A 25,412-nucleotide genomic window follows, 5' to 3' on the forward strand; every position below is an offset into this window, starting at 1 on the left:
CAAATAAAGCATTAAACATTATGAAAAATTCAAGATTAAATATTTCAATGTTAGCTATCGTTTTAGGAACAGTTATAGCTTTTACTCAAAGCGCATTTAAACCTGTACATAAACACAAATTTGCGACAGCGCAGTGGATATTCAACGGCACCATGTTATCCCAGGATAAAAGCGCTGCCAATTACACAAAGGTTGATGCCACCCATCCTGTACCGACCAGCTGTTCCGGCTCTGCTGTTCCTTGTTATATTACAGTAGACGGTGACCTTCAAACTTATTTAAACGCCAATAGCAGTACTGCTATCCGGGATAACGCGGACGAAGTAAGAGACTAATTTAATTGAGAACGGCAATTCTTTGATTGCCGTTCTCAAATTATCTTGGATTTTGTTCCATTCCCGTAATTTGAATAATATCCTCCGGGATTGGCAATGCATACCTCAAGTCGTTAGGCTGTAAAGTATAAGTTTGCCCATTAACACGCCGTTTTAAAGTAATATTGGCACCATCCTTATTAAGCCGCTTGATATCCATCCAACGTAGTCCGCGCATAAGAAGTTCTTTACGCCTTTCAGCAAGGATAATACTCAATGCTGAAGATGAGTTTGCAGCCGTTAACGGAGTAAACGTACCAGTCTTAAACCTATTAATCAATAAGTTGTTCAGGTCTTTCATCGCATTAGTAATGCTGCCTGAACGTGCATAACATTCAGCCCTTATCAGGTAGATCTCATCCGTTGCTATTCCTGAAAAAAGATTGCTGCCACCTTCATAACTACCTTTGAAAACAAAAGTTCCGTTAGTGCTTGATTTGAAAAATAAAGTTTTTCGAAGATCATTGTTTGCATAAGATGAATACAATAAGGTATCTATTCTCGCGCGTGAGTTATTGAGAGGCATTGGAACGGGGGTTTTATTTTCGCGAATAACCTCAGGATTAAATTGTTTAAAAGGATAAGCTGCACTTGTGGAAAGTGTATTATAGTCAATTAATGTGTTATAAATTTGAAGGCATGAGTCAGCATATAGGCCAGCTTCGTTGTATTTCCTCATGGCCAAATAAACCCTTGCAAGTAACGCGTAAGCGGCGGGCTTAGAGGGCCGGATCACATGTGCTGGTGTAACCGGCAATAATTTAATTGAGGATCTAATATCGCTAATGATTTGATCATACGTTTCTTCCAATGTACTTCTCGTAGATTTCTCATTAAAATCTGTCCCTAATCTCAACGGTATCCCTAATTGTGAACCAGCTGTATTAACATCGTAGGCTTGCGCCCATAAATCGGCTGCCTGAAAAAATGCTTGAGCCCTTGTAAAGTACGCTTCTCCCTTAACATTATTATATGTACTTTGACTTGCAGAAGAATAGTTTGACAGGCTTAAATTCTGCAGGATGGTGTTACTGGTAAAAGCTGGCCTGTAGGTATTAAACCAATCATTATTACCAAGAATGGAAAACAGGTAGTCATTTTGCCATGTGTATTCCCTTTTATAGTTGTCTTGTGATAGAGAAGCATAATCTGCATCCGTTAAATAGTAATTGTCGGCAGACGTTTCTCCAGCACTTGGACCAAAATTCATAATTGAAACATTATCAATCAAAGCCTGAAAATCTGTTAAGCTGGTTGGAATTTCCAGCTTTGTATCGGGTTTTTCATTAAGGTACTTTTTACATCCCAGGCTAAATACAATGAGTGTAAGAGTTAAACAATATAAAATCTTTTTCATATTAATATTAAAATGATATAAAGTGATTAAAGAGATGATCTTAGTCCAACTGAAATGGTAAGTGGCGGCCTAAGGGTGTTATTACTATAGTAATAGTCGGGATCAATGTGATATTTATTGGCAGCCCAAATTATGCCGAGGTTACTTAAGTTAGCATATAATTGCAATGATTTCACCGGAAGCAATGGGAATCTCTTTCTGTTAAATTCGTACCCGGCAGTTATATACTGAAGCCTTACATGATCTCCTTTTTCAACCAGATCCTGGGAACCGTTATAAAAAAAATCACGTTCTGGAACATCCGGATAGACCATTGATGGTACTTTTTTCCGTAACTCATCGCCGGGCTTTTGCCAGCGTAGAGCATAGTCAGAATTTCCCTGACCATTAACAAATAAATTCGAGTAATCAATAGATGCTCGCCTGAAATAATAACCCAGTTTATAAGTTATAACAACTGATACAAATGCACTTTTATAGTTAAATGTATTTCCAATTGAGCCAAATTTTGTAGGTAAGGCAGAACCACTATATACTAAGTCACCAATTTTGCTGTTATAATACAACTCATTATAATCCTTACTAACAACTCCGTTGATATATCCTCTTGGATCACCCGTTTGTGGATCTAACCCCGCCGATCTAAACGACAAAATAGAATACACAGGTTTGCCTACAAGCCCGGACACAAAATAACCGGGACCGATAAATTCATTTGCCGCATCATCATCTAAATAGTATGATGTGATCTTGTCGTTATAAAAGCTTAAATTGAAACTGGTAGTCCATTTCAGATTGCCGGTAGTATTTACTGAGTTCAATACTAAATCAACTCCATGGCCTTTCATTGATGCTGCATTTTTTGTAATCGTAGTACCAATTCCTGATGTATAATCTATTAAAGAACTGCCGTATAAATTTGTGCCCTTCTTTTGATAGTACTCAACACTTCCACTTAGCCGTTCATTAATTATTTTAAAATCAACTCCTAAATTTAACATAGCTGTTCTTTCCCACTGAAGGTCAGGATTTGCATAATTACTGTAAACAGCTACAGGTGTTTGAGTATATGGTGAAGTCGAAGAGTATCGGATTGTTGTAACGGCTGTCCTGGATAGATCAACATTGCCACTAACACCATACGTTAACCTGGCTTTAAGATATGGCAACCAGGATATTTTATAAAATGACTCACTCGAAATATCCCATGCTAATCCAGCTGAACCAAGGGGATTCCATCGGTTATTTGTATTTACACCAAAAAGATTAGAAGCATCTCTGCGCCCGCTAATTGAAAAAGTATATTTGCCGTCATAGGTATATGCTCCGTTAGCAAAAACAGATACAAACCTATTGTGGGTGTCTGTAAGGCTTTTCATATCAGGTATATACGTGAGCGACCCATCTATAAAGGAGGGATAGGGGTTGGTTAAATCAACATTGCCATAAGTTAAATTCTGGCCATCATATCCATATAGGCGGTCTGCATTACCGTTCGTATTTACACTTCTGATTTCGGACCCGGCTATGGCATTGATCTCATGTTTTGACCAACTTTTATTCAAATTGAATTGCGCTCTAATATTATTTGATTCAATTAGCTGATTTGAAAAGTCAAGCAGCCCTCCGCGCGGAACTAAGTAAGTGACGGCTCCTGATGGATCGATTTGGATAAATTGATTAACGATTGAACGGGCCTGATAACTTTCCGCATCCTGATAATTGTTTGCGTTGTTGCTTTGCCGCTCGTATTGGTATTGAACATTCAGATTTAAAAAACTCAAAAATTGATAATTTGCAGAGAAATTTGCAATAATATCTTGAATAGTTGTTTTGTTATGTATATGCTTGTAATCATCTATTGGATAATAATTCCAGTCAAGTAATTTTCCATTACCGGCAGTATTGATGTAAGACTGATCATAACCGGTATTAATAGCCAAAGGATTCCCGTTATTGTCAGCCAATCTTGCGTATGGATATAAACTATTACCTTGTGACGTAATATCACCATAGCCGGGCCTGCCACTTGTTGCTAAACTTTTAGTGTAGTAGAAAGAACTATTAAGCTGTAATTTTTTTAAGACATTAACAGAATTTTGGAAATGTAGATTTAAGCGATCATAACCTGCTGCGAGATTATTTACGTTATTATCATAACCTGTCGAAAAGAGCCAGGATTGATTTATTGTTCCACCTTTAAGGCTAAGTGCATATTGCTGATTAACGCTTTCTCGATATAGATATTTATTAAAATCATTACGAACGTCTATATTCCGTAACGCATCTATCTGACTATTCGCTGATGCGCTGCTAATGGTTCCATTTCTTGCAGCTAACAATAAGTCAACAACCGGGCTTAAAGCAGGGTGCGACGAATCATTTATTTTACCATCGTAATAACCGTTGCTAAACAACATTTTTTCTACATCAATGTAGTCTGAAGACGATATTTGTTTTGTGTAAAATAAATCTGGCTTATTACCTAAAGTTATGCTTCCGTTTAAGTCAATCTGCAGTGGTTGATTGAAATGGCCTTTTTTTGTGGTAATTACAATTACACCATTTCCTGCACGCGTTCCCCAAATCGAAGCGGCGGCGGCATCTTTGAGCACAGTGATATTCTCTACATCATTAGGATTAATATTAGTTAGATCACCTTCATAGGGAAAATTATCAACAACAATTAATGGAGATGTCGGACCATTTATTGTACTTAAACCCCTAATGCTAATAGATGGGGTTTGAGTTGTTGTACGATTGAATGTCAAACCGCTTGTGATTGATTCTAATTTAGATAAAATGTCAGTACTGACCTGCTCATTTAATTTTTGATTGTTTATAACGGTAAAGGAACCGGTCGCTCTCTCTTTGGGAAGGGTTTGATAGCCAGTGGAAACCATTACTTCCTTTAAAGACATTGTTTCGGGACTTAATTGAATTAAAAGATCCTGCAGGTGCGTTTCCTTTATTATTGGTAAAACGAAAACTTTATAACCAATGCTGGTGAATTTAATAGTGTCAGGGATTACAGCAGTTCGGATAATGAACGACCCATCCCGGTCACTTAATGCCGTCGCTTTATTGTTTTGAAGTTTAACTGTTACTCCTAAAAGTGGCTCCCTGTTTGTTTCATCAACAACATGCCCGGTTATCGTGACTTGTGCTATCGTCTTTAACGTGCTTAAAATCAGCACAAAAAGAAGTGTGTAAATTATTTTCATTTGGATTCTTTGCTTAAGGTATTTTTTTTAATTACCAGCACAACTTGTGGTAATTTTGTGAAAGTTAATCGTAAGCCCTGAGCGGCTAATTGATCATTGACACCATCCAGTTTTGTGCTATTGTTATCGAATTGGATATCAATCATGCCCGTATATCCGGTTTCATCAATTACGGGTTGATTAGATGGAGTGAGGCTATTTAGCCATTCGCAAAGATCTCTTAATGGAGCATTTTTTAGTTGTCTGTTATTCGTTTCGAATAACGTATTCATATAACTGTTACTTTTCGTTGAAAACAAATCCCTTTGATTCGTTCTCTGAAGAACCCAGCACGATAATTCCCTTGTTTCGATTGTCCCCACATATCCTGAATAGCGATTCAGATCTTGCAACATATATTCGTAAAAATTCGCAAAACGTCCTGGCGGAACAATAATGTCTAAACTATAGAAATTTGTGCGCTGCCATTCCTTTAAGGATGTTGAATGAGGCTTAAAAAAAACGGACGAATCTGCAACCTCCAATATGATATTTTTAGGTGTGAAATTTTTGATAAGGCGATCTGCGGCCATTCCATACATTGTGAAAAGGCTACGATTGCTGAAAACCATTCCTCGAACTGTATCGTTTATTTTTCTTGGCCGTGATCCGCCACCCACACCATCAATTTTACCCTTGAGTAATATGCTGTATTCTATAAGGTTATTTAAGGGCAAATTCTCATCGGTGTATAGCAGTTTTTCAGGTGCTTCATCCGTCTTCCCGTATGTACTAATACCATTAGTTGACAATAAGAGGTCAATGTTTTTTGTAGTAACTTCTTCAGCAGATGTTATTGCTTTTACGATACCATCTTTTCCGATCCAAATAAGATGGGGAAGGAAAGTATGCGGAAATGTTTTAGCAAGTAGGGTATCGCCAATTATGCAAGGCAACGATAAGCCATTCTTGATTTCACTATTTTGAGATTTTAATAAACGAACAACTTTTTCTTTAGTATCTCCGGTATTATAAGAATTTACAAGAATTACGGCTAAGTCGTTTTTATATTTGACTTGCAGCGAATTTAACTCTGGAATATGCTCTATACACGAGCCACACCATGTAGCCCAAAAGTCGAGTATTATTACCTTTCCTTGATATTTTTCTAGAGATTGTACAGACTCTTTATTTGATTGTAGTATTTTTAAAGGAGCGCTCCATGTGTTTCCAGTTATAGCCTGTCCAACAGTTACAGGTTTTGATAACGTATCAGGTAAATCAGGGGCGTAATTATTATGGTGTGTGACGCTTGCCAGAGCCCGGAAATTTTGGCAAAGCGCAGCCAGTACTATTATGAGTATAGTTTTTTTCATAAATGAATTAGGTTTTCACCCGCAATCATTTATGAGATTTTGTATTTCACGCCTGATTACAGGCTATTAGATTAATAAGGAACTTTGAAGAAAAACGGCGACCGTTAATTAACTAAACTGATCTTGATCGCCGTTTGCGCTTAAATTAAACAGGGTGTTTAATAATTGATTTGAAACGAATTTTGAACAGTTTGCAGTTGTCTGCTGCGCGCGAAATATCCGAACATCGAAAGCCGTGCTGTACGGCACCTTTGGTGCCGCCAGCGCCAACTTCGACTACCAGTTGTCTATTTCGCGTGTAGACACTCTCTGGCAATAGTATATTATAATTCGATGAAAAAACTATTTGTGGGTTGCTGATTTGTGATTGTACTGCCTCAATAAAAACAAACGAGCTTATCTTTTTCTGTGTAAAAGAAAGCGATTTAGAAGAAAGGAAAGTGAATTTAGTTTGTTTTCGCATTTACTCGTTATAAATAACGAGTCTCGACCAATATATATACGGCTTACTATAGCGCGAGCCCTACGATACCGCCGTGCTTGGCTTCTGACGGCCCGTTCGGAACAGTATACAATAGGGCCCATGACGCTATAGAACGCACAAAAGTACGCAAAATTGAATCACGGGCATTAAACCTACTGTCTCCTCCGAATGCAATTGTCAGAATTTAGCACGAGAGACTCTTGAATAATACCAATATTCTAATCAATATAGAATAAGTAACTTTCTAATCAACAAAAAAATATAATAGCAATATGTATGTAAATAGCTATATATAGATTATTCAAATGTAATTACAATAATTCAAATTTCAAAATTTAATTCCTACTTTAATAGGATGATAAAACTTTCCGTATTCGCCAGATTTATATATGGCGAATACGAACAGAGGTAAGAAAGAAAACGATCCCAATACTGACGATGACTATTTTTTTCAACTAATTGGTGCTTATTTAAAATTCTTAAGAAATAAGGCAGGATTTCCTAATCCAGAGATATTTGCGAATATTATTGGCATGTCTCGATCTCAATATAGCGCTTACGAAGCGGGTAAAAACTTAAACTTAGTAACTTTTAAAAAAATACTTCTTCAATTTAATATCAAGGTTGAAACTTGGCTGAATTTAGATATTGTTGAACAGCAGGAAGGTAGTAATATGATTATTACCAAAATGAGGCAAGGCCGTATAGACCAAGTTATAGAAGAAGTAAAAAATATCGATGGGCCTTTGGTCGCTAATAAAATAGGCACAAAAGAAGCTCAACGTTATATCGATATACTCATCTATTGTACAACAGCAAAAAGTAGAAGCGAAATTTTGGTTAACCTATTAAAAATGGACGACAGCACGAATACTTTAAAACGAGTTGCTGGCAAACTTTTAGATTACAAATGGTTGGAATTGACTAATAAAACAAAGAAGAATAGCCCACAACAGAGATATGTTATCACAAAAGCTGGTAAGAATTTATTGAAATTGTGAAAATGAAATAGAGTTTGCAGACGCTCATCCTTTGAATGATTATCTTCTTTGATAGACCATTGCACCCATTTGATACATAACACGGGGGAGGCCACTATTTAAACATCGATAGAGCATTGGTAACAGCTTGTGCTCTTATCATCTTTATATTTTGATGGATCATCTTTTTATTCTGATTGATCATCTCATAATTCTGCTGAATTTGAACCCTTTGATTTTGCCTTTGTTGCATTTTTAACAATTCATCTTCATAAAGATTCAATCCTTCTTTGTGGTTATCAATGCGCTTATTGACAATGTAGCTTTCAAGGGTATCTGCGGCGTGAACTGTCCTGTATTTTGGCGGCAGAACGGTAAAGGCATCTAACTGATGAACCACATTATTCATTTTATCCATTAGGTTTAATAATTTTGGCTGATTCTCTTGCCACAATGCCTTGCGTTTAAAGCGTATTAATAAGTTAAAGAAGCCATATTTCAGCAAAACAAACGATATTACAGCGACGATTAAAAACATAAGCATATTGACCCTGAAATTTATAACAAGCTTAGGCAGATAAATCAAGATTAGCGTCGGGATTAAAGATAAAAAGGTAAACAATGATTTTTTATCATAATGCTGAATATAATATTTAAGCGTGTAAGCCGCATAATCTAAGTCAGCGTAACGCGCAATCAACTGTTTAGATTTTTGTAAATTATTAAGTAAGACATCTGATTCCATTAGTAATTAATTAAAGTATAAAGATACTCTCTTAGCCACTTACATACAAGGCATTATAGGGTAATCTATTCATTTCAAAATAACTAAAGTGCTTAGCATTACTCTATTGATGTCCTCATTTATGATCGACCTATTCATAATCCAGTGCCCGGATTTGAAATTTATTGACGAGATTTCTTAGTAAGTTTCTTGCATGTATCGGATAAGCTTTGACAAGTATAGGGCTTATGGAGAATCCCGGCAATCTTCATATTATAGGCTAAAATTGTTCTTTCCATTTCCGATGATATGATCACCACCTTTACGCTGGCGGGAACGTGCAAGATAAAGTCCGGAGCGATAATGCTACGTAAATTGAAATCCAGAAATAATACTTCAATTGTTCCTGTCGCCAATAATGTAACTGCTGCAAACGGGTCCGTAAATGTTTTAACCAAATTAACATTAGATATTTGATCACAGCATTCTTTTAAATACCTATTGCAATGTTCTTCATCGTCTATTCCAATGCATGTCAACATAATCTTTAATTTATACTTACTTATCGAATTTAAATGGCTTAGGTAAACTTTCCCATCACAGAATTAAATTTCAACTGGTTAGGATAGATATCCCGTGTTAAAAAAGTGTGCTGGCTCTTCTTCCAAACACACTTTAACTATATTAACTGATCTTAGAACAAAAAGAGCGATTGAAAAATGTCATTTGCCATTGCGGGCGTTGCTTTAATTTATATTGATGGATTGCTATTTTACCTTTAGCCGCTGATAGTCTGACGAATGCGCTTTATCTAAATCGGCCAGTAAATCATATTGGCGGTTTGCTGATGCTTTATAATATTCAAATTTTTGTCTTCGCGACGCCATTTGTGCCGTGTTAAATCTCCACGTATCAGCGGGTGCATACCTGAAAGTGAGTTCCTTGCACAGCTGGGCCCTTATAATTTTGAGATTTAAATTCTTCATACCCAAGCTATCTGCCCTGTCAGCTAATTTTTTGCCTGCCAATAGTTGATCGGTTACAATATTGGTAGTAAGGTCTGGTCTCGCTTTAAGACTATTAAACTGCAAATAAAGCATTGACCTGTAAAACAAACTTGTCGTGTCATTAGGATTTATTTTTAACTTCTGATCAAGACTGTCACTGATTGACTTATACTTAGCTTCATTCGGCACTAAATCCTTTAGATAAATTTGGCCTGCTTCAACACGGACGCGCAATTGTCCCCGAGCAATATTAATACCGACAAAAAGCAATAAAGCAGTTACCGCAGTCATCTTAATTTTTTTCATAATTCTTTATAGTTAATCCTACAAAATAAAAGCACATTTTTTTAAAATGTGGGGACATCGTTAACATATCGATTTACAGACGGATATAGAATATACTTCCTTTCCCTTCCGTGCTTTTAAAATAAATCTCGCCTCCGTGTTGTTCCAGACATTGTTTGGTAAAACAAAGGCCAAGACCGGTCGAAGGCTCACCTTTGGTACCAGACCTGCCCGCGACCGTAAATTTTTCAAAAATTTGATCATGATAGTGGTCGGGAATACCAATGCCTGCATCAACGATCGTTAAGATCATCTTACCATCTTCCATATTCGTCATTATTTTAATAGAAGAATCCGGGTAAGAAAACTTGATCGCGTTTGCAATTACATTTTGAACTGCGCGCTTGACTGTCACAGGGTCAATTACTTTTTGGTATTTTGTGTCGCAAAAATCAACGATGATCTTAATATTTTTTTGTACGCATAAACCGGTTTGCTCATCAAGACATTGCTTGTAAAATCCGTTCAATTCAGTTATTACCTTGCTTAAGGGCTTACTTTCTTCAATTTCAACGTATAAAAGATCATCTAAAATATTAAGGGCGTGTTTGCAGGATATATCGCATAATTTGAGTACATCGATATTCTCGTTATTATTTTCAGCATTATTAAAAAGGCCGATTAAGCCGTAGATATTGCTGATCGGATTTCTGAGATCATGAATAACTTTTTGATATTCCCGTTTGCTTTCCTCCAACACGGTAGCAAAGCAGCCTGTTATAGCAATGATTTCGATAACACCGACGAAATTTTGTTGATCATAAACAGGTAAATAATCAAAGCCTGATTCCCTCATCAGATGAAAAACTTCGTTAATGGTATGCTCGTAAGTGACGATTGGTTTATTAATGTCACAATCTATCAGATTCCGACTTTCCGGTTGAGCATTCAGATCTTTTAAGGTTACAATACCCAAAATCTGCGATTCCTCATCAGTCACAGCCAGGTATTCGCATTCCTGGAGAAATTGCAATACGTCACGGGTATCTTCAAGAACCGAAGTGGTTTGATAACTACGAGAAATTAAGCTATTAATTTTCATACGATACGGTTTAGCTCTGCCAAAAAAGAAATGGCGCAGGCAATACCTATTTGCTCATAGAGGTACTGGTATACCTGAAAACGAAATAAGTAGGCCCACACCATTGGCATGAGCGTTTCACTTATCCCTCGTTTTCGTTTGAAATTACCAGTTTCCTATGAACGAGTTTTGCGTAACGCAATATCTTCAATAAATATGTAGACTATCTCTAAGGGGTGAAACAGCCTGTTACAAATGTAATAATAACTTTTATCAATTTTAAAGGCGGATGCTTGTGAACAAACTGGTTAAGGTCTGCCTTCCAAATTTTTGTAGTTTAATAATTCTGATGGATGAACATCCAGTCCCAGCGATAATTCTTCGATGGTCAGCAGCGTGGGATTAACCTTCCCTTGTTCAATTCGCCTGATATTCGCATGATCAACATTACAAAGTAAAGACATCTGCCTGTATGACAAATTCTTAGAAACCCGGAGATTTCTGAGATGTTCGCCAAATTGTAACAGAGATTCTTTTCCTTTTTCGCTAATCATTAGTAGATTTTAATGAATAGGAAAAATGAATTAATATTCATAAAAAAATGTGGGCAAACTAACCCACATTTTTTTATGAAAAATTAGGATTATTGATTAAGATAAGTAAATTTGTGTTGTATAAATGAGCGTTGGTCATCACACCAAATTTTGGCATCGCTTAATTTGTGATAAGGTTTAGGTTAAAAGCCTGCGACAGCGATTGTCTTGCGGGCTTTTATTTTTTACTAAGTTTCTATTTCCTTGTCACATCGTTTGATTTGCTTAAGTGAAACCGATATAAATGCATTGTAAAATCGATGAACATAAGCGCCTATCTATTTCAGCGTCAAAATCTGAACAGATAAGGGCTATATAGTGAAATTCCGGAGACCACCCAATTAAAACAGTTTAGCAATGGCTGACCTAAATTTATATTCAGATGGAGAATTACTTCAATTGCTAAGTGTGGATAACCATCCTGCTTACCTGGAAATTTACAAGCGCTATTTTGAACTCATTTATGTTCATGCTTATAAGAAATTACGGAATGAAGATCAGGCCAAGGACGTTACGCAAGACATATTCACCTATTTGTGGTTCAAAAGAGAAAGAATTTCCCAGGTAAAAGACCTTGCCGCTTACCTGTTCACTTCAACTCGTAATAGAATATTTGATCTTTTTTCCCATGAGCAGGTCGAACAAAAACATATCGATTCGCTGGTTAGATTTTACAATAAAAACACGATTCTTCCTACAGATCATCAAACCCGTGAACGGGACTTTCGCGCTTATATTGATAAACAAATCGCTGAACTTCCTCCGAAGATGCGCATTATCTTTGAATTAAATCATAAAGACCAGTTATCTTATAAAGAGATAGCTGAACGTTTAAATACATCTGAAAACAATGTATCCAAGCAGGTCAATAAAGCACGAACAATTCTGAGACGAAAATTGGGACCGCTATTTTACCTCATCTAATTATGTGGATATTGTACTTGTGAGAGGAACAAAATTTACTGCTCCATATTATAGTGAATGCACTCTCATTTATTGGAAAATCGGTTATTGCTTGTCTATTATACTTTTGCATTCCTGAACAAGATCTGCTTGGGCAAACAAATCGTTCATCAGTTTCATAATTTGATCTCTGAATTTCACTAAATTAGCTTGTTGCAAATTTGACAGTTCCGGAGATGTGGCAGCAAGATTTTTTTCAAAATATTCATTCAATTCCCGCTGCAACTGGTCATAGGGAACCTCATGAAACCGCTTCATGATGCCAGTTAAAGATGAAAAGTCTGGTAATGCCGTCTTATCCGAAATTTTGTTAACCATAGCACTACAAATTTAAAATAGAGATATTATCTATAAATGTAGATAATAAACATTCAAATACAAATATTTTATCAATAAAGATATACGCGGAATACATTTAGCAAAAAAATAATTTTGCAAAAGGAAACGCTAACGAATTTAGGCCTTTATTTGGCTAAAAGATCGGTAAATAAAGCCGATGTAGCCAGAAAAACAGGCTTAAGTACGTACCGGTTAAGCCAACTGTCAATTAACTCAAGATCTCACCTGCGCGTAGAAGAACTTTATCTCATCGCGCTGGCTATAAATGTGCAGCCAAACGAGCTGTTGGAATTCGTTTGTAAAGATTTCAAATTACCTGAAAATTCCGGATCATAATAATTCTTTATCTGCAGCTTCGAATGCCCAGCCTACAATCTGTTCAAGTGCTTTCAAAATACTGTCCTGACCAACGTCAGTATTGATATCAATGTCACTGATCATACCGCCATTAAATCGCGCGTGTAATATAGTATAGTAAATTCCTCCTACTAACAATGCGGTCACAGCCCGGATATTGACAGACGTTCTCTGGAAATGCGTGTCGGTCATTGCCAGGAATTTTTGACCATAAGATTCTCTCGCATGATGAATACTGCGCATCAATGGATTTTCCTGCGATATTTCCCATAATATTAATTCCTGCATTTCTTTTCCTGAATAGAAATATCTGAACTGATTTTGCAGGATCGCAACAATGAGTCCTTTTACATTACTCGAAGGTGTTTCCTCGGCGACTTCTTTAAGAACATCTGAGAATAGCATCCAATAATCATTTTCTTTAACATAAGCCTCAATCAATCCATCAAGATTAGTGAAATAACGATAGATCAATTTACGGTCAACTTCGGCCAGGTTCGCTATTTTACTAATCTTAAGCCCGGCAAATCCCTTGCGTTTAATAATTTCACCCACTGCTTGAATGAGCTTTTGCTTGGTTTCTTTTTTGTTTTTCATAGGTAAAAATTTCATTCTGTATAATTCATAATTGGTTGGTTTTCCAGTGCTGACATTGTTTAGTCAGGAATCTCAACATTGATCCCGATCACAATTGTCTCCTTCCATCTCAATTTCCATCGTGAGGTGCTGAATATTTAAGTGTTCGAGGACATGCCTGACTTCATGCTTTACTTTTACAATCTCATCATTGGAAATCTCGTTTTTTAATACGAAATGAGCCGTCATTGCATTTTCAAGGGTGCTGATTGCCCATACATGAATATGATGAATAGCCATTACTGCGGGAATCTTCAGGACCTCTGCATGAATTTTCTTAATTTCAATTCCTTCAGGCATACCATCAATTGAAAGACGCATACTGGTTTTTAACAGATTCCACGTTGTGTACACGACAAAACTTACAAGCAGGATACTGACGATACTATCAACTAAATAAAAATGCGTGAAGTGAATAATCACACCGGCGATTACAATTCCAACAGACACCAAGGCGTCTGACATCAGGTGCAGGTAGGCACTCTTCACATTAATGTCCTTGTCTTTGTTCTTAACGAACATGATTCCGGTGACCGCATTGATGACAATCCCGATACCGGCAACAATAGATACGGTAATACCAGGTAATGGTGCCGGATGAAAGATATGACGGATCGCTTCGTATAAAATTACGCCCATGGAAATTAGCAGCACCACAGCATTGAATAACGACGCGAGTATTGACGCCTTCTTAAAGCCGTAGGAATGGCGATGATCTGCTTTCACCTTTAAAAGCCTGAACGCCAATAAGGACAAGGCCAGCGCGCCGACATCACCAAGATTATGTGCAGCGTCCGAAAGCAGCGACATGGAATGAATTGCTATTCCCACTATAACTTCGAGGATAACAAAAAGGAAATTAAATATAATTCCTATAATAAAAGCGGTGTTTACGTTCTCCAGTTTTATTGAATGATCGTGGTCGTGATGATCGTGTGCCATTTCGATTGTTTACTATAAATAAATGTTGATTAAATAAGAGACTCTAAACGCTCATTAAGCCCGTCAATCTGCTCTTTCAAATCCTGGTTGGCGGTATATCCGGACTGCACTTGTTGTTCCAATAAGTTTTGCATCATTTTGCCATATTGCAGCAGCAGGAAATTGAAGTTTTCGTTCGAAAGATGTTGAAAATTATGACGTCTCAGATGGTCGCGCTGAGTATCAAGTAAACCCTGCAGCCGGTCACGGGTTTCAAATAACGCTGCTTGTCTATAGCAATAAATGACATATAGCAACAGGCAGTAAGTAAAAACGTTAATAATTAAAATGCTTTTGACCAAAGCGAAAGTAACTGCCGCTGTTATTCCAACAATATTGATAAACAGATTAATTGCGATGATAAGAAAGTTGACTTTATAAGTGTTCGTTTTCATATTAATCTCTTTTAAATAATTGCCCTATCCATTGCACTGCATAGCAGATGTCCGATCAGGATGTGCATTTCCTGAATCCTTGCCGTAGTCCGACAATTCACATTTAGCATAACATCACACATTTCGACCATCCGGCCGCCCCCGTTGCCGGTTAAGCCAATCACACGACATCCCCACTCCCTGGCCGCGATGAGCCCATTGACCACATTGTCGCTATTGCCACTTGTGGAGATACCGATCACCAGGTCACCCTTCTGGGCTAATGCTTCTACCTGACGTGAGAATACGGCTGCAAATCCATAATCATTACCAATAGCTGTTAGCGCCGAAGTATCTGTAGTCAGTGCAATGGCAGGTAATCCCCGCCGCTCATTAAACTAGCGGCCCGTAAACTCCGCCGCAATGTGTTGGGCATCGCTTGCACTGCCACCGTTCCCGAAGAGCAGTAGCTTTTTACCGTTATTAATGGTAGCAATGACAATCCTGGCCGCCTGTTCTATTTTATTTAAAAATTCAGGTGTGGTGAGTGATTGGACGGCATTTATATGTTCGTCAATCTCGCCTATCATATATTCATTCTGGTTCATATTCAAGTTTGATTATTTTACAATTTATTTTTGTACAAGGCCAGCGATTACATTGATACTTAAGGCCACGATAACGGTATTAAATGAAAAGGCCAACAGACCGTGAAGCAGGGCCAGCCTCCGGATTCGCCTGGAGGTGATCTGTACATCAGAAACCTGAAAAGTCATCCCAATCACAAAGGAGAAATAGGCAAAATCCAGATAATCCGGTTTGGGTTCGTTCGGAAAATCCAGTCCACCAGGTTGGAAAGTCTTGCTGTCTGAACCGTCTTCGACGTCGCAATAATAAAAATGAGCATATCGAAAAGTGAATATTGTATGCACTAATAACCAGGAAGTGATTACGCAGGTTAGGGACAACAGCACATGAAGGGTCAATTGCTGCGCATCTCTATCTGAACCGCTTCTGAGCAATAAAACGATAGCAAATAAGCTGGTGACCGAGGCAAATATGGCGAACAGAAAAACCAATGTTTTACTGGAATCCTGTTCGTGGGCATCCTGGTGGAAATCAGCTGGATGTACGTTGAAGATCGTCAATACGGATAGTGTTAGTGAGGTCACCGAGTAAGTTAACCAGGACAACATAAACTGCGTGGGGGCTGACAATCCGCCACTCCGGGTCGCCAACCAGCAGACTACGGCCAAAGTAAGCGCGACATACAATTTATGGTGGGCGTCCAGGCGGGCAAAATTTATTTGCTTTGATTTCGTCATTTCCTATATTGATTTAGTTATAACTTGACCATAAATCCAACGGCGGCGGAGATATCGGTTGGATATAATAGCGGGTCACCCTGTAATTTCAGATTACTAAGACCCGTCGATGCATAAACCGATAATCGGCGATTGATTTCCAGGCTATACCTTATCCCGCCAATCAAATAATTAGCATTGCCTTTTAGTCCGGTATTTCTTTGATCATATCTGAAAAAATTATAGCCCACAAAAGGGGTAAGAAGGAACGCCTTTGGCTGTTGGGTTAGCTCGATATCATAGCCCAGATGCAAGCCATATTGCGAATAGTAAGTTCGGTTGGTACCAAAATTTTTTGAACCCTCGAACTGAATGAATAACTGGCGGTAAAACCGAAAATCAAAGCCTAACTGAAGGCCGTAATTAATCCAGGAAAGACGACCGTCAGATCTCAAAGTTGTTCTGACAGGAAAGGCGGCCATGGCGTAAGAAAGCCGGAATTTATCAGCCATCAAATAGGGTGATTTATGTTTTGGTCTCTGGTCAAACGCGGAATCTTGGGTTGTGTATATTTGTGTTTGTTTGAGATTATCGGCTGACTGATATCCTTTAAAATGTCTGGCATTGTCAGGCGGCTGTCCATTCGCCTGTAGAAACAGGCATAATAAAGCCATCAGGATAATTGGGCAAACCCCGCCCCATAGCCTGGCTATGGGGTTTCGGGGATATGCTTCGGGGATATTTACACGGTTAACCATGTCAGAAATTTTCATGGTTCATATTTTGATCTTAATTGAGCTGTAATTTGCTGCTGCACGTTCAGGCGTTGCCAAACGGCCTTTTTCTCTTCCGGTGTCAGGCCAGCCTGTAGATAACCGACATTGATCTGGTTGAGGTTTTCAAATACCTGGATCATCACCCAGAGATACTGCCGCTCGTGATTTAAACCTTCGGGCTGCTGATACCTTCCGAAATTTCCCAGCGCTGCATTAGTATTTCGCTGGATGAACGCTGATACCGGGATAGCTCCCTGCTGGTCAGGAAGGGCCTTCAGATCGCCATTGAGCTTTGTGATCAATTGAACGATAGTCCGCGCAAAAACCGCATTTTGAGTTCCGCTTTGCTGCGAAACTTCTGCTTTTGCTATGGTCAAGGCCTCACTGTAAATCGTACGTGTCACCTGGAAATAATATTGCCGCACGTCCTTTCCCACAGGTAAACGCAGTAAGGAGTCGGATGTATTTCGCAGTAAATGCAGATAATTTGACGATTGCCGTTTAACAGGCAACGCTTGGGCTTTCACACTGGCACCTGCTACTAACAGGAAGCCCGTTATGATAGTCAGCTTTAGCCAGCAAGCATGGTTTCGAAAACGTTGTATATTCATGAGGGGAAATTTTGGTCTATATCGTTTAACTTGTCCTGCAATAGGCTAATATTTTGTTGCTTTTCCGGCTCCCAATGAGTTTTAGCATGTATTGTGAAATAGGTATGACTCTTCATAAATTGTAAGTTTTGCCGGTCCCAGTCGGCATCCGAAAATTCTTTATGGAGCATCTGAAACCATTCTTTTCGAAGCCTGTCAGCGTGAGCGGCGTAGTCCGGCAGCGCCAGGTGACGCATATCAGCATCACACATAACCGCCTGGAAAATCGTATGCGGAGCTTGTGGCATCTGCGTTGCCCGGATGCAATCGTTAACCGGATTGATAAAAATCTCATTTTTGCCAAGCCCCCGCAGGAAATCGCCCGCCAATGTCATGCTAATGGCTTCATGGCCGTGGTAAGTATAACAATAACCGCTGTCATGAAACCACGCGGCGACGAGCAGAATCTCCTGTTCCCAATTGTTTAACAAGATGCTTTCTGTAAGCTCCTGCACAGCAGACACCATATCGCGCGTGTGAAGGAGGTTATGGTAAGCCATCCCCGCAGGCAATTTTTCAGCCAGCAGGGCGGTAACATATTGTTCACTTTTTTTGATCAGATCATTCATAGGGTGATGAGATTAAGTGCACGGATATCGTTTAAGAGGACGTAGCCTGAAAGCAGCATGATCGCAACTATACCGGCGAGATAAAAAAAGGCCAAAAACGATCGGTTGACAGGTCGGCGAGTAACAGCTTCATACACAAGTACGGCCATAACACCGCCATCCATTGGAGCCAGCGGAATGACGTTGATCAATGCCAACGCGGTTGAAAGCATGGCGACTAATTCCCAGAACCGCTTGGCTTCAAAATGACCGCTGAACAAAGTGGCGATGCGTACGGGGCCTACCAACCCATCTCTGGCTTTGACCTCACCTGAAACAAGCTGGCTGAGTCCTTTGGAGTTTTCAGCGATATTGTTCCACATTTTTGAGCCTCCCGCAGACAGAGATTGAACAAAGCTTACCCGTTCAGGCCGTAACAAAGGTGCTCTATTATCCAGGCTGAACCCGATATGACCGTCTTTATCGCGGTGCGCCAGCATCGTGCTGGTTTTGCCATCATGTATAACCGTCAGGTAAAGCTGACGTGCCTTGGTCTCTTTCAACCGGATAATAAAATCATTGAAAGAGTTGACGGAATCACCGTTAAGCGCCACGATATGGGCATTCTTAAACTCCTTGTTTTTTCGAAGATCAAGGTTGGTATATATTGAATCGACCTGGAAGCCGGCCTTAATAGAGAAAAACTGGGTCAGACCCTTATCTGCGACCAGTTGCATGATTTTCGGGGATACGGCGACATGCATATGTACCCTTTCTTTGCCCTGCCGGCGAACAATGGATAATATCGTATTGCCATGCATGAGATGCGTGCTGAGCAGTTCATCCTCATACAGTGAGGAATCGGCATTAATAGCCGTTACTTCATCCCCTGGCTGTAAGCCGGCTTGCATCCCCAATTGACCGGGTAAAATGATTAAATTCTTACCAAAAATAGTTACCTGGTTCCTGCCGTAATAAAGAAACATTACGCAGTAAACCAGCAGCGCTAAAAGCAGGTTCATGATGATGCCGGCAGACATGACGATCAACCGTTGCCATACCGGTTTATGGTCGTAACGCTGGTCGTAGGGAATTTCTGAATCTTCACCCGGATCACTTTCGTCGGTTCCGGTCATGGTTCCGGCCATACGGACATAACCTCCGACAGGCAGCCAACCGAGGCCGAATTCGGTGCCATTGTAGTTAAAGCGGCAGAGCCGCTTATCAAACGCATCGAAAAAAAGGTAGAATTTTTTGATCCGGATGCCGAATGCTTTTGCCGCAAGAAAATGACCTAATTCATGAAAAAAAACCAGCAGGCTCAGCCCGCAGAGGAATTGGCCGATCATCATCAATATGCTCATAGTAGCCCGGCAGTTTGGGTTAATTGGATTGCACCTTTGATTTGTACACTTATATCTGTAAGCGAATGGAGCAATAAACCGTCATAATAGCCAGGCTCCTTACCGCAGGTCAGATGTACAAAAAGTTCATTTTTCATTAGAAAAGTGGCTAAGTCAGGAAGATTTTCACCTTGCAGCAATGCTGTCAAAGCGGCTTCCCGCCCTGCGTGCACAAAAATGAGGGAAACCGAAGAGGCGCGGTCACCGAAGCAATCTTCTGGTATGCTACGTAAGGTCATCAGGTCTTTTAAGGCAAAAATTACCATCAATGGCGATCCATCTTTCAATCTTTGGAAGCCCTGATCAACGCCCAGACCGCTGAAATCGTTAGCCAGGAACCGATAGTTAAAATTGACCGGAATATAATCTGGCCACAGCTCGGCGATATCCGGTGAAAAAGGCAATAGTGCATAAGCATTCAAGCCAACCGACAACCTTTTAGCCAACGTGAGATACACCTGCATTTGCAGGTTACTGTCTTTTAGCGTTCGGAATTCCGGGCTGGCTTTGATATGTAAATACTGGTATAGGCCAGACTCCTCACTTATTTTAAACGGAAAGTTCATTGTCTATCCCTCCATATCTAAAAACCACTGCTGTGCGCGCTTAACCGCTTCTTCTTCACGGGTACAGCCTTCAGGGATATCAGTTTCTTTCAACTGCCTTTCAATTTCCAATGCTTTGGCCTTAACTTCCGGTTCCAGGTCTTTAAGCGGCGTTTGTTCGTTATTTGATTGATTAGTTTCCATTAGTATTTATTTATAGTATGATGCCCAACACCAGGAAGATCAGAAAGCCAGCAAAAAACAAGGCGGTGTAAACCGGCGAATCTTTTTCTTCATGCGCTTCGACAAGCAATTCTTCGGTCACCAAGTAAAGCAGAGCGGCGGCGCCAAAGGATAAGATAAATTCCATCATCTTTTCGGGCGCATTATGCAACAGGAATAGCCCGGCTACCGCGCCGAACAGAAAAACGATGCCTAAGCCGACGAGGACCATATACATTTTGCCCCGGTTGATCGAAGCGGTGCGGATTGTGGTAATAACTGCGATGCCTAATGAAAAACATTCCAGCGCCAGCGCAAAAGCCAGCAACGTTCCTTCTTTCTGGCCGGCTGCAAAGCCAATGCCCAGCAGGATACCGTCGATCAACAAGTCAATGCCAATGGCCGATAAGGCGGCCCAGGGCAATGTTCCTTGCTTTGCCGACCTTTCCTCGGAAGCTTCTATTTTTTCAGTGACCTGTTTGACGATCAGCATAGAACCGATACCCACAATAAACCCGATCACGATCATTAGTGGGTCGTGAATCTTGATCATGTCCGGCAGCAATTCCACCGCAACTACGGAGAACACCACCCCGGCCGCAAAGTGGAGCGTTATGCTTTTGAAAGCGCTGCTTGGCTTAGTGAAAATACTCAAAGTCCCACCGGCAATGAGCAGTATGACCGGGATCACCGTAAAAACAATTTCCTTTTCTAATTGGCTCATACCTTCAAATTCTTGTTAAAACCATAATAGTGTTCCTGGTTGGTCAGGGTAATCTGAACGTAACCGATCCCGGCGGCAACAGCTGCTATCCCTACAGCGATCAACAATTGTAGCGGAAAGAAACTGCCCTGCAAAAGCGCTGCAAACAACAGACAAATACTACTGATGGCGAGCATCACCTTGACTATCCATTGCCTGTTGCGTAGACAAAAAATGGCAAGCAGGCTTAAGCCCGTTACCACCGCTCCGCTAACGAAAAACAGCTGACAGTTTTCATAAGGTCTTGGATGCAGAAAATTTTCAGACCGGCCGCAGATTTCCGGCCAGAATTGTCGAACCGCCTGGTTCGAGATAAACAGCAAGCTTGTCAGGATCAGTCCGAACAGGGAAAATTTATTCAGCCAGAACATAAACCTGACACGCTCTTTATATAAGAACATCAGTATGATCGCGCACCAGTAAGGAATCCAGTAGGAGGCATTAACAAAATGCGGTGCCATAGCCCGAACTTGCTGCCATTTGATCCGCTGAACAGCTGTTTCCAACCAGTCATTGATTGTGCTGAGGTTTACGTGGAAAACCATCAGGCAAACAGCGGCCAGGAAGCAGCTCATCGCCAGTGTAGTTGACCAGCAGATGATCTGAAAAGTTTTCGACGTGTATTTACCAAGCCTCATTTACTAAAAAATTGGAGATAGACCAAAAAAATTGCTCCGGCTGTCATCACCAGCAAACAAAGGCCGCCTAAAACATTGGACCAGGTTTTATTCGTGTATTCGCCCATAATCTTTTTGTTATTGGCGATATGCAGTACAATACCGATGATAACCGGACAAGTCACGCCATAGAGGATGGCTGTGTAAAGCAGCGCATCCACCGGATTGATTCCGAAATAGTTAATACCTAAACCAAGCAATACCGAAATGATCAGGATCACATAAAAAGCTTTAGCCTGGTGAAATTTTTTATCCAGACTACCTTTCAGGCCAAAGGTTTCTGTTACGATATAAGATAAAGAACCGCTCAAAACCGGGATCGCTAAGAAACCGGTTCCGATAATCCCTACGGTAAACAGTAGGTAGGATAATTGACCCGCCACCGGCTCCAGTGCTTTGGCCGCCTGCTCGACAGTATCGATATTCCTGACGCCATGGCTAAATAAGGCTGTACCGGTCGCAAGGATGGTAAAGAACATGATGAGGTTGGATAAGAACATCCCCAGGTTTACATCAATACTCATTTTTTGAATGAGCAGGCCCAAAAGCTTTCTTTCCCGTTTTTCCCCGTTATCCGGAAAAGCATCACTCAGGGTTAGCATTCGTTTATTAACGATCAGCTGCCGCTTGACCGTCTTCACATCCTCGGCTTCCATAGCTGTCTGCCAGAAAAAAAGGTAGGGGGAAATGGTCGTACCCAAAATAGCAACCAGGACGCCGATAAAATCCTTGTCCAATCGGAAGGTTGGAATGAAAGTGTGTTTGAGCACCTGCGCCCAATCGGGTTTGGTGAAAAAAGGAACGACAATATAAAGCAGCAAGGTGAGACACAAATATTTCAATACTGCTACAAATTTTTGATAGGGCAGGTACACGATAAATATCAGTAACAAAAAAGTAAAGAACATGCTGAAATAAATGGGTGGTACAGATGGTATCATCAGGTTAGCGACGGCACCCATTGCAGCGATATCAGCCCCGATATTGAGAATAATCGCCGGGACGCTAAAGATAACCATCAGGTATAAGACCGCCTTACCGTAGTGCGCTTTAAGCGTTGTAGTCAATCCGACCGAGGTGATCAGCCCTATCCTCGCACACATTTCCTGAATAGCAGCCATTAAAGGAAAAGTGATGATCACCGTCCATAAAGTAGTTAAGCCATATTTGGCTCCGGCCTGAGAATAGGTGGCAATTCCCGACGGATCATCATCACTGGCACCGGTCACTATTCCGGGACCAAGCGCCCCTAAAAACTTTTTGATTTTTTTAAGCATCCTTTTTCTTTTTAGATTTTGAAACATTTTTATGGCCGCTGTCATAAGCCAACAGGCGTAGCGCGTTGAATACGACCAATAATGTAGAACCTTCGTGGGCTACTACTGCCGGGCCTATTGACGCAATACCCAATACGGTCAGCGGGATCAACACGGCAACCATACCCAAACTGATACATAGATTTTGTTTGATGATCCCACGAGATTTGCGGCTAAGTCCGATGGCGAAAGGCAGGCTTTCCAGTTTATCACCCATTAAAGCGATGTCAGCAGTTTCCAATGCCACATCAGAGCCGGCAGCGCCCATAGCGATACCAACCGTGCTTTTCGCCATAGCCGGTGCGTCATTGACGCCATCGCCGACCATAGCCACTTTTTTCTCGGACTTGTCCAGCTTCTTTACAGCTTCAACCTTATCTTCCGGCATGAGGTTACCCCAGGCATCGGTCACACCGACTTCTTTGGCCACGGCTTCAGCGACCTGCTGGTTATCACCGGTCAGCATGACCATTTTTTTAATGCCAAGTTCCTTTAATTCGGCGATCACATGCTTAGCTTCTTTTCGCGGGGTATCCATGAGCGCAATAATGCCCAGAAAGTCCTTACCGGATTTCACCATCATAGAAGTATTACCACCTTTCTCCAGCTCTTCGACTTGCTTTCTTAACTCGTCTGGCAGGGTTTTACCAAACAAGGCCAGGTTACCGATCAGGATCTCGTGACTGCCGATCTTGGCCTGAACGCCTTTCCCGGTGATACCTTTCACGCTCCCCGCTTCCGGTATTTTATGGTTTTTCTTTAATCGTTCCATGCCCCCAACGACGATAGCCTCGGCCAATGGGTGGTCGCTCAACTTTTCAACCGCGATGGCTGTTTCCAGCAATTGTTCTTCAGTAAAACCTTCAAAAGGAATGACCTGGGTCAGTTTTGGCTTACCTTCCGTTAAGGTCCCGGTCTTGTCGAAGGCGATTGCCTGAAGATTGCCAAGGTCTTCCAGCGGGCGGCCGCCTTTGATCAGCACGCCGCCACGGGCGGCACGGGCAACACCGCTCAATACCGCACTCGGTGTGCTGATGGCCAATGCACAGGGACTGGCAGCTACTAAAACAGACATAGCCCTGTAAAAGCTTTTGCTGAATGGTTCATCAATAACCAGGAAGGCAAAACATAAAGCAGTCACCAACACCAACACCGCGGGAACAAAGTATTTTTCAAATTTATCCGTGAATAACTGCGTCGGTGATTTTTGTTTCTCCGCTTCATTGACCATTTTAACCAGGCGGCTGATCGTTGAATCTTTCGCCTCGCGGATTACTTTAACCTCCAGTGCCGAACCGCCATTGATGGTGCCAGCAAATACCCGGTGTTCCGATTTGATCGTTTTTTCAGCGCTGTAATCTTTATTGGTGTCAGCAACCGGTCGTTTTTCTACAGGAACGCTTTCGCCGGTAATGGGAGCCTGGTTTACACTGCCTTCACCTTTAACCACCACACCATCAGCTGGTATCTTGCTATTGGGTTTGATCACGATCACGTCACCAAGTTTTAGTTCCTCGATCCGCACTTCCGATTGTTTGCCATCCCTGATGACATGGGCGGTCGGCGGGGCTAAGCTGGTCAGCGCTGCTATGGACTTCCGGGCTTTCCCCATCGCATAATGTTCCAGCGAATGGCCAAGGCTGAATAAGAACAACAGCAGCGCCCCTTCCAGCCAGGAACCCAGGATGGCGGCGCCGATAGCAGCGACAAGCATCAGGAAGTCAATTTCAAAGCCGCCTTTAAGAATGGTCTCCACTGCTTCTTTCGCAGTAAAAAAGCCCCCAAAGAAATAAGCAATGATATAACAGGAAAGGCTGACCCATTCAGGCAGCGTTTTTACAAAATGCAGGCCCCAACCGGCACCCAGGGCAACACCGCAAAGGATCGCAAAGATCAGTTCGGTATTCTTGCCGAAAATACCGCCATGCTCATGATCGTGGCCCTCCTCATGTTCATGGTCTTCTTCATCATGTTTATGACCTTTTTTCTCTTCCTTATCCTCCGGCTGGCTGATATCCACCCTCGGATGTTCGTGTGTGTGCCCTTTAGGGGACGCTGCAGTTTTGCTTTCCTGTTTTTTCATGGTTTTTAGAA

At 40.9% G+C, this 25,412-nt stretch carries 26 protein-coding genes and 1 pseudogene; 4 read left to right on the top strand and 23 right to left on the bottom strand.

Going from position 1 to position 25,412, the window contains the following annotated elements; translation table 11 throughout:
• Positions 1 to 20: 20 nt before the first annotated feature.
• Entirely contained in the window at positions 21 to 335 is a 315-nt protein-coding gene (locus DIU38_RS31085; RefSeq protein ID WP_112653950.1) for a hypothetical protein, read from the top strand.
• Between the two features lie 40 nt (positions 336 to 375).
• Here DIU38_RS31085 and DIU38_RS31090 read toward each other — a convergent pair whose 3' ends face one another.
• From DIU38_RS31090 to DIU38_RS31100, 3 genes are read right to left on the bottom strand one after another with little or no spacing between them, the layout of a single operon-like run.
• Complete coding sequence (locus DIU38_RS31090; protein WP_112653949.1) at positions 376 to 1,731, bottom strand: RagB/SusD family nutrient uptake outer membrane protein; 1,356 nt, start codon at positions 1,729 to 1,731, stop codon at positions 376 to 378.
• 26 nt (positions 1,732 to 1,757) lie between these two features.
• The gene (locus DIU38_RS31095) at positions 1,758 to 4,955 is read right to left on the bottom strand and encodes a SusC/RagA family TonB-linked outer membrane protein (protein ID WP_112653948.1); all 3,198 of its coding nucleotides are present in this window, start codon (positions 4,953 to 4,955) and stop codon (positions 1,758 to 1,760) included.
• A complete protein-coding gene (locus tag DIU38_RS31100) occupies positions 4,952 to 6,310 on the bottom strand; it encodes a redoxin family protein (RefSeq protein ID WP_112653947.1) in 1,359 nt (452 codons plus the stop codon). The genes DIU38_RS31095 and DIU38_RS31100 overlap by 4 nt, the downstream gene beginning before the upstream one ends.
• Positions 6,311 to 7,183: 873 nt before the next feature.
• Here DIU38_RS31100 and DIU38_RS31105 point away from each other — a divergent pair.
• Positions 7,184 to 7,795: a helix-turn-helix domain-containing protein gene (locus DIU38_RS31105; RefSeq protein ID WP_112653945.1), complete on the top strand. Its 612-nt coding sequence runs from the start codon at positions 7,184 to 7,186 to the stop codon at positions 7,793 to 7,795.
• A gap of 94 nt (positions 7,796 to 7,889) precedes the next feature.
• Here the strand turns inward: DIU38_RS31105 and DIU38_RS31110 are convergent, their stop codons facing one another.
• From DIU38_RS31110 to DIU38_RS31130, 4 genes are all read right to left on the bottom strand, one after another.
• A complete protein-coding gene (locus DIU38_RS31110) occupies positions 7,890 to 8,519 on the bottom strand; it encodes a hypothetical protein (RefSeq protein ID WP_112653944.1) in 630 nt (209 codons plus the stop codon).
• Between the two features lie 746 nt (positions 8,520 to 9,265).
• Complete coding sequence (locus DIU38_RS31120; protein WP_112653942.1) at positions 9,266 to 9,811, bottom strand: hypothetical protein; 546 nt, start codon at positions 9,809 to 9,811, stop codon at positions 9,266 to 9,268.
• Between the two features lie 73 nt (positions 9,812 to 9,884).
• Complete coding sequence (locus tag DIU38_RS31125; RefSeq protein WP_112653941.1) at positions 9,885 to 10,892, bottom strand: ATP-binding protein; 1,008 nt, start codon at positions 10,890 to 10,892, stop codon at positions 9,885 to 9,887.
• A 287-nt stretch (positions 10,893 to 11,179) separates the two neighbouring features.
• Positions 11,180 to 11,425, bottom strand: a complete 246-nt coding sequence (locus DIU38_RS31130; RefSeq protein ID WP_112653940.1) for a helix-turn-helix domain-containing protein — start codon at positions 11,423 to 11,425, stop codon at positions 11,180 to 11,182.
• 396 nt (positions 11,426 to 11,821) lie between these two features.
• Between DIU38_RS31130 and DIU38_RS31135 the strand changes: the two genes are divergently transcribed.
• Positions 11,822 to 12,388, top strand: coding sequence for an RNA polymerase sigma factor (locus tag DIU38_RS31135; RefSeq protein ID WP_112653939.1), 567 nt, complete (start codon positions 11,822 to 11,824; stop codon positions 12,386 to 12,388).
• An 84-nt stretch (positions 12,389 to 12,472) separates the two neighbouring features.
• On the opposite strand, the gene DIU38_RS31140 is transcribed toward DIU38_RS31135, so the two are convergent.
• On the bottom strand, positions 12,473 to 12,745 hold the full coding sequence (locus DIU38_RS31140) for a hypothetical protein (RefSeq protein WP_112653938.1): 273 nt from the start codon (positions 12,743 to 12,745) through the stop codon (positions 12,473 to 12,475).
• Positions 12,746 to 12,859: 114 nt separating this feature from the next.
• Here DIU38_RS31140 and DIU38_RS31145 point away from each other — a divergent pair, with 114 nt between their 5' ends.
• Positions 12,860 to 13,102 carry a helix-turn-helix domain-containing protein gene (locus DIU38_RS31145; protein WP_112653937.1) on the top strand — a complete coding sequence of 81 codons (243 nt, stop codon included), beginning with the start codon at positions 12,860 to 12,862 and terminating at the stop codon, positions 13,100 to 13,102.
• On the opposite strand, the gene DIU38_RS31150 is transcribed toward DIU38_RS31145, so the two are convergent.
• The 15 genes and pseudogenes from DIU38_RS31150 to DIU38_RS31220 form a co-directional block, all read right to left on the bottom strand.
• Positions 13,097 to 13,720, bottom strand: a complete 624-nt coding sequence (locus DIU38_RS31150) for a TetR/AcrR family transcriptional regulator (protein WP_167516322.1) — start codon at positions 13,718 to 13,720, stop codon at positions 13,097 to 13,099. The genes DIU38_RS31145 and DIU38_RS31150 overlap by 6 nt on opposite strands.
• 72 nt (positions 13,721 to 13,792) lie before the next feature.
• Entirely contained in the window at positions 13,793 to 14,701 is a 909-nt protein-coding gene (locus tag DIU38_RS31155) for a cation diffusion facilitator family transporter (RefSeq protein ID WP_112653935.1), read from the bottom strand.
• Positions 14,702 to 14,730: 29 nt separating this feature from the next.
• The gene (locus DIU38_RS31160; protein ID WP_112653934.1) at positions 14,731 to 15,135 is read right to left on the bottom strand and encodes a hypothetical protein; all 405 of its coding nucleotides are present in this window, start codon (positions 15,133 to 15,135) and stop codon (positions 14,731 to 14,733) included.
• 11 nt (positions 15,136 to 15,146) lie between these two features.
• Positions 15,147 to 15,722 (bottom strand): annotated as a pseudogene (locus tag DIU38_RS34305) (D-sedoheptulose 7-phosphate isomerase).
• A 24-nt stretch (positions 15,723 to 15,746) separates the two neighbouring features.
• Entirely contained in the window at positions 15,747 to 16,439 is a 693-nt protein-coding gene (locus DIU38_RS31170; protein WP_112653933.1) for a DUF1345 domain-containing protein, read from the bottom strand.
• A 17-nt stretch (positions 16,440 to 16,456) separates the two neighbouring features.
• Positions 16,457 to 17,191, bottom strand: coding sequence for a hypothetical protein (locus tag DIU38_RS31175; protein WP_112653932.1), 735 nt, complete (start codon positions 17,189 to 17,191; stop codon positions 16,457 to 16,459).
• A complete protein-coding gene (locus DIU38_RS31180) occupies positions 17,188 to 17,805 on the bottom strand; it encodes a hypothetical protein (protein ID WP_112653931.1) in 618 nt (205 codons plus the stop codon). Before DIU38_RS31180 ends, DIU38_RS31175 begins: the two co-directional genes overlap by 4 nt.
• Entirely contained in the window at positions 17,802 to 18,413 is a 612-nt protein-coding gene (locus tag DIU38_RS31185) for an HD domain-containing protein (protein WP_112653930.1), read from the bottom strand. The genes DIU38_RS31180 and DIU38_RS31185 overlap by 4 nt, the downstream gene beginning before the upstream one ends.
• A complete protein-coding gene (gene rseP / locus DIU38_RS31190; RefSeq protein WP_112653929.1) occupies positions 18,410 to 19,756 on the bottom strand; it encodes an RIP metalloprotease RseP in 1,347 nt (448 codons plus the stop codon). The genes DIU38_RS31185 and rseP overlap by 4 nt, the downstream gene beginning before the upstream one ends.
• On the bottom strand, positions 19,753 to 20,361 hold the full coding sequence (locus DIU38_RS31195) for a hypothetical protein (protein ID WP_112653928.1): 609 nt from the start codon (positions 20,359 to 20,361) through the stop codon (positions 19,753 to 19,755). Before DIU38_RS31195 ends, rseP begins: the two co-directional genes overlap by 4 nt.
• A gap of 3 nt (positions 20,362 to 20,364) precedes the next feature.
• Positions 20,365 to 20,544 (bottom strand): hypothetical protein, encoded by a 180-nt coding sequence (locus DIU38_RS31200; RefSeq protein ID WP_112653927.1) that lies wholly within the window; start codon positions 20,542 to 20,544, stop codon positions 20,365 to 20,367.
• A 10-nt stretch (positions 20,545 to 20,554) separates the two neighbouring features.
• A complete protein-coding gene (locus DIU38_RS31205) occupies positions 20,555 to 21,286 on the bottom strand; it encodes a ZIP family metal transporter (protein WP_112653926.1) in 732 nt (243 codons plus the stop codon).
• A complete protein-coding gene (locus DIU38_RS31210; RefSeq protein ID WP_112653925.1) occupies positions 21,283 to 21,963 on the bottom strand; it encodes a hypothetical protein in 681 nt (226 codons plus the stop codon). Before DIU38_RS31210 ends, DIU38_RS31205 begins: the two co-directional genes overlap by 4 nt.
• Positions 21,960 to 23,279, bottom strand: coding sequence for an Nramp family divalent metal transporter (locus tag DIU38_RS31215; protein WP_112654010.1), 1,320 nt, complete (start codon positions 23,277 to 23,279; stop codon positions 21,960 to 21,962). The genes DIU38_RS31210 and DIU38_RS31215 overlap by 4 nt, the downstream gene beginning before the upstream one ends.
• Positions 23,272 to 25,401 carry a heavy metal translocating P-type ATPase gene (locus DIU38_RS31220; protein WP_112653924.1) on the bottom strand — a complete coding sequence of 710 codons (2,130 nt, stop codon included), beginning with the start codon at positions 25,399 to 25,401 and terminating at the stop codon, positions 23,272 to 23,274. The genes DIU38_RS31215 and DIU38_RS31220 overlap by 8 nt, the downstream gene beginning before the upstream one ends.
• Positions 25,402 to 25,412 lie beyond the last annotated feature (11 nt).

Origin of the sequence: Mucilaginibacter metallidurans (assembly GCF_003286435.2) — a bacterium.
Lineage (GTDB): Bacteria > Bacteroidota > Bacteroidia > Sphingobacteriales > Sphingobacteriaceae > Mucilaginibacter > Mucilaginibacter gossypii.